This is a genomic window from Cryomorphaceae bacterium (assembly GCA_007695365.1).
GTDB lineage: Bacteria > Bacteroidota > Bacteroidia > Flavobacteriales_D > SKUL01 > SKUL01.
Window position 1 is genome coordinate 1 of the sequence record REDV01000010.1, and the last position, 5,134, is coordinate 5,134.

Annotated in this window: 3 protein-coding genes and 2 pseudogenes; 1 reads left to right on the forward strand and 4 read right to left on the reverse strand. The window is 48.0% G+C overall.

The features are described from left to right. Positions 1-248: 248 nt before the first annotated feature. Both EA392_00175 and EA392_00180 read right to left on the reverse strand, forming a co-directional pair. Positions 249-662, reverse strand: a complete 414-nt coding sequence (locus EA392_00175) for an NUDIX hydrolase (GenBank protein TVR42585.1) — start codon at positions 660-662, stop codon at positions 249-251. Positions 663-738: 76 nt separating this feature from the next. Next, the gene (locus EA392_00180; protein ID TVR42586.1) at positions 739-1,353 is read right to left on the reverse strand and encodes a DUF4382 domain-containing protein; all 615 of its coding nucleotides are present in this window, start codon (positions 1,351-1,353) and stop codon (positions 739-741) included. Positions 1,354-1,966: 613 nt separating this feature from the next. Between EA392_00180 and EA392_00185 the strand changes: the two are divergent. Continuing rightward, positions 1,967-3,220, forward strand: a pseudogene (locus EA392_00185) (ATP-binding protein). 426 nt (positions 3,221-3,646) lie between these two features. Here EA392_00185 and EA392_00190 read toward each other — a convergent pair. Together EA392_00190 and EA392_00195 are read right to left on the reverse strand one after the other, a co-directional pair. Beyond that, positions 3,647-4,344, reverse strand: a pseudogene (locus EA392_00190) (hypothetical protein). Beyond that, positions 4,338-4,850 (reverse strand): hypothetical protein, encoded by a 513-nt coding sequence (locus tag EA392_00195; GenBank protein ID TVR42587.1) that lies wholly within the window; start codon positions 4,848-4,850, stop codon positions 4,338-4,340. Before EA392_00195 ends, EA392_00190 begins: the two are co-directional and overlap by 7 nt. Positions 4,851-5,134 lie beyond the last annotated feature (284 nt).

A 5,134-nucleotide genomic window follows, 5' to 3' on the forward strand; every position in this document is an offset into this window, starting at 1 on the left:
AGAGATTTCTCCCCCGAAATTCTTCGGGGCAGGCTACTCCGTGCTTCGTACCTCAGCACTCCGGTCGAAATGACAATAAGGGGTGGGGTTGAAAAGGATTTGGCGCGGATTCTCGTGGCTTACAATCGGAATTAAAAAGCAGGCGGGGACGCCTTGAATATGTCAGCATAGCGAGACGCTACGCTGAACTGAGTGGCCAAAGCGCAGTCCCCTCGTAGGCGCGCGGTTCAAACATTTACCAATGGGCCTTACGAACCATGCAATTTCCAGGCGTCATGCAGTATTTGTGCGTGATCAAAGGCGAGTTCCTTCTCCTGCCAGTACTGTACCAGTTCGGCTTCGGTAGCATCATCTCCGGCGCGGAGCTGCGAAAGGTCGGCTTCGGCCAGAAAAGCGGCAGAAACGGTGCGGCCGCGGGGATCGCGTCCCGGCGTTGAATAAATGCCAACCAATTGCAAGTTCTTAAGCTCGAGATTGGTTTCTTCCTTCGCCTCGCGCACACAGGCTAGTTCTACGGTTTCGTCTTCATCGACAAATCCGCCCGGCAGCGCGTATTGGCCCTGAAAAGGAGGGTTTTTCCTGCGGATCAATACCACAGCCCCGCTGGCTGAGAACACCACGCAATCTACCGTTAATGCACAGTTGAAATGAAGTGAAGTCACAGGATATCAGTGGCTGCTAAAAGCATTTTATGAAAAACAGGGCAAATTGAAAACGTTCTGTTCATTGAGCATGGTCTTAGTCATCCAAACGAATCACCGGATGTAACTGGAAATTGCCATTGCCCAACTGATGCACCGATTCGTTGGCGTCAAAATCGATGGAGAGAACCAGCAATTCCAAATCGGTAAGCGGCGCATGTACATTGATTTTTAATCCGGATTGCTGCGCACTGGGAGTCTGCAGGGGGTGGAGTGTGCTGTCAACCATCACAGAATTGTTTGGGCCAAGAATGAGTCTGATCTGGCTCACAAAACTGTAATTCACTTCCGTATCGGCAATCAACGTGTCGATGCCATTCTGCAAATCGAGCAGATTGTAGATGCCGGCATAATCTCCAAGTACAATCACCTCACCGGGGCCATTCCCTTTGATTTCCACGGCCTGTAAATCAATGTTTACCTGCTGGTAGTTGATGGGTTGGTCGTGCATGTAAACCTTAATCCTGGTGGATGAGTTGGTTCCTTCGCCCTTGTCTTTTGAACAAGCCAAAGCCGACAACAATAGTATTGCGAATAAGCTGATTGTTTGTAGTTTCATGCTGAGCGTGTTTTGGGGTTTATGACTCCGGAATATAGCATTTTTTTTGCCAACTACGCAACCATCAGCAGTCCTTTGGCAGGGCAAACGCATTTAGAGTATCAATCCAGAAGCTGTCAATGAAGATACTTCCCGACGGCTTTACCTCTTGAGAGGTGTCAGTAAGGCGTCAACTTTTTTTTGGAACTTCACTTTAGTATTGATATTCAGTTTCTTTGCGCTCGTTGCGCCAGCCTGCCGCTGGCAGGCCTCCTATTGCGTATTCCTTGCGGTTAAGAAATTTTACCGCCAGCCGTGCCGCAGGCAGGCAAGTCCCTTAGCAGGGACCGCAAACCCGCCTGCCGCGGGCAGGGAAGGCCTGCCTGCGGCATGGCAGGCGCGAAGTACGCAAGGGAGACTTCTCATTCAAAATCACTTTTAGTTGTTTTTAAATCCAAACAGTTCTAAATGCTTTTGCCCTGAGTCCTTTTGGCGATAAGGTGAAGGAAAAGCGATGTGCTGCTGAAGTAAAAACGTGTTCAAAGAAAGAACCATATTCAGTGTGCACAATTTTTTCGCTTTCGAATGATCAACTCCCGCCCAAAAGTGGCACGGATGGCAAAAAGTCGTACGAAAAAATGTCATGCAGGACGAAAAGACGTACGAAAAAATGTAAATTCGTGGTGTGGAACGAAAGATTCAGTCCTCCTTAACTGCCTGGGCAACCAGGAAAAACCGCAAGCCATTGGTGTTGATCGGGCCACGTCAGGTAGGAAAAACCTGGCTCATGAAACAATTGGGAGCCGACCAATTTCAGCAGGTGGTGTATGTAAACTTTGAACGCGAGCGGTCAATGTCCGGTTTGTTCGAGGGGGATTACGATCCGCAACGCATTGTGAGTGCCCTGGAGGTATTTTCCGGTAAAAAAATTGAAGGGGGTCAAACCCTGGTCATACTCGATGAAATTCAGGAAGCAAAAGGAGGCCTCACCGCACTCAAATACTTCCAGGAGGAGCTGCCCCAACTTCATCTTATTGCTGCGGGTTCGCTACTGGGTGTGGGCACCAAAACCACCACGTCATTTCCGGTGGGGAAAGTAGAGCTGATGCACGTCCACCCCATGAATTTCGTGGAGTTTTTACAGGCCATGGGCGAGGAAAAACTAAGCGAACTCATTATTGGCGAGAACTTCGAATTGACCCAGGTCTTTCACCAACGCCTGGTATCATTGCTGAAAGCCTATTATTTTGTGGGAGGCATGCCTGAAGCGGTGCGCACTTATGCCGAAACTGAATCGCCGCAAGATGTGCGTGCCATTCAACTTCAGATTCTGGATGCTTATGAGCGCGACTTTTCCAAACATGCACCCAAGGAAGTGATTCCGCGTATTCGACAAATCTGGGACACCTTTGTAGCACAACTGGCCAAAGAGAACAAAAAGTTTGTGTACGGACTTATCCGCACGGGAGCCCGCGCCCGCGATTACGAATCGGCCATTGAGTGGTTGATGCATTACGGACTCGTGCATAAAGTTTACCGAACATCGGCGGCAAAGCTGCCCCTCAAGGCCTACGCCGACACCAGGCATTTTAAGCTCTTTTTTCACGATGTCGGACTGCTGGCTGCAATGGCCCAACTCGATGCCCGTATTATTTTGGAAGGAGACAAGCTGTTCAGCGAATTCAAAGGCGCGCTGACGGAACAATTTGTCCTTCAGCAACTCATTGCGCAAGGTGCCGGCGCACCGTTTTACTGGACCAACGACAGCGGTCAGGCAGAAGTAGATTTCCTGTTCGAAGAAAAAGGCGTGCTCTTTCCGCTTGAAGTGAAAGCGACCGAAAATCTGCAAAGCAAATCGCTGCAGGTTTTTCACGAAAAGCACGAGGGTGTTCATTGCTATCGCACGTCGCTTTCCGATTTCCGCGAAGAGCCATGGTTGACCAACGTTCCGTTGTATGCGTTTCCGCAAAGGGTGATGTGATAATTAGCCAATGAGACCATTGAACAATGAGCCAATTGCAAGTTGAATGTTCCATTGAAACTGGGTGTCACTCTGAATGGAGCCTGCGGAATGAAGAGTCTAATGACTTGATTTTAATCGTAAAATTAAGCCGTGCAAATTGAAAGTGCCGTTTTCATTTTGCACAATTTTTTCTCTCGGTGCCGACCAAACTCCCGGGCAAAAGTGGCATGAATGGCAAAAAGTCGTACGAAAAAGTGTGCGGGTAGCAATTATCGCGTATCGCGATATGCGATAATTCCCCATAAACAACTGGCGCAAAGAGTATTCCAAATTCTGATATGGAATATGACCGATCCGCGTATTTGAGATTTCACCGACAGAAGATGTGCGCAATGAATTCAATTCAAACGGAAGGGGCATGATTTGTTGAGTGCTCTCTTGAGGTCATAGAGTGCCTCGGCAGATTTGCTCAAGCTTGGCTGTGATTTTTCTGAATCGCTGATCTTGATTTTCATGGAACAAATTGCCCAGTATTGCTTCTTGTTTGGTTGAATCTTCAAGAATATCAGAGAAGCATTTTGTCAAGTACTGTTTAACATCTTCATTGGAGGCTTGCATTTGTCCCACCCAATCTGACGTGTAATTGAGCACATAGACGATATCTTCAAAATCCCGACTGGTACGCGGATCTCTGATTCCGCGATCATAAAACGCTGTAAACTTGGTTGCCAGATAATAAGGCAATGATAAACACTTAATCGTTGTGTGCTCAATTTCGAATTGAACAAGACTATTGAAGCCCGGAGCAAACCACGGATTCGCCGGAGCCCAACCCACCGCTTTTGTGGCCATAACATCCACTTTGATGTCCTCGTATCGAAAACGACAAATCACGTTGTCTTCACTTGACTGGTGGAACCCCTTCTGATTCAATGCCTCGCGTATGGCTTCCAATTGGCCGAGACTTGCAATTTCCATAGTGATATCAATATCCTTTGTGGGGCGAACGTCATCTGCTGTCGGATCGTCGATATAAAGACTCACAATTGCACCTCCTACATACACCACTCTTTCATTGAGATCGCCCAGTGCTTGTGCAACCTTTTGGAAGCGGCTCTATTAACAAGTGTGTTTTTCAGCATAAGCGATTTTTGAGTTCCTCAATGGCCATGTTTCTTTCTCTTGCTCTGCCAACTCTTAATGCGTCGCACAATGCCATATATTCGTAAAAGTAAGGATCTTTCAAACAAGCCTCCGGCACCTTGGGATGCAAAGGTTCAATCGATTCGCCTCTCACCATACCTTCGCCGTAGGGCCACACATAGGGTTCACTACTCACAATTTCGCTTACCAGTGGCGGGGCTGCATGGGCGGTCGGTACGCCGCGGACTCTGGCACCCGGAATTTGAGGATACACATAACGAAGTCCGTGTTCCAGAAAATCGAGGATTGACAACTTCATCAGTCGCTTCTTGTCTTTGGTGATTAATCCTGCATATGCCGAACGATTCAAACTTTCGCTCACCTCGCTTGCGCTGATGCCCAACTCGATGGCCAAATCTTTCATGAGCCAGGGCTTACCCTTTTTGGCTGCTATTTTTAGCAGAATCACAATATCATGAGGACGCATCCCACTGTGTTTCTTCATCACTTTTCGATTTACAAGTGCAAATGTAGTCAAATAATTCGCAATTCGCGAATCGCGAATCACGAATGGAAGAGCAGAGGTTTGGAGAGGAATGGGTAGTATTGTGTGATGACGGATGCACTGACACGGCTTAAGCGGGCCACACACCGCAACAAGGTTTTTGGCAAAGCGCCGCATAAGCCGGTGTTGTTGTTGGGGGTGATTGAGCAAATCGAAAGCGGAAACATTAGCGGCAATCAAATCTACATTACGGCCGAACTGGTAGCAGCTTTTCAGAAAATCTG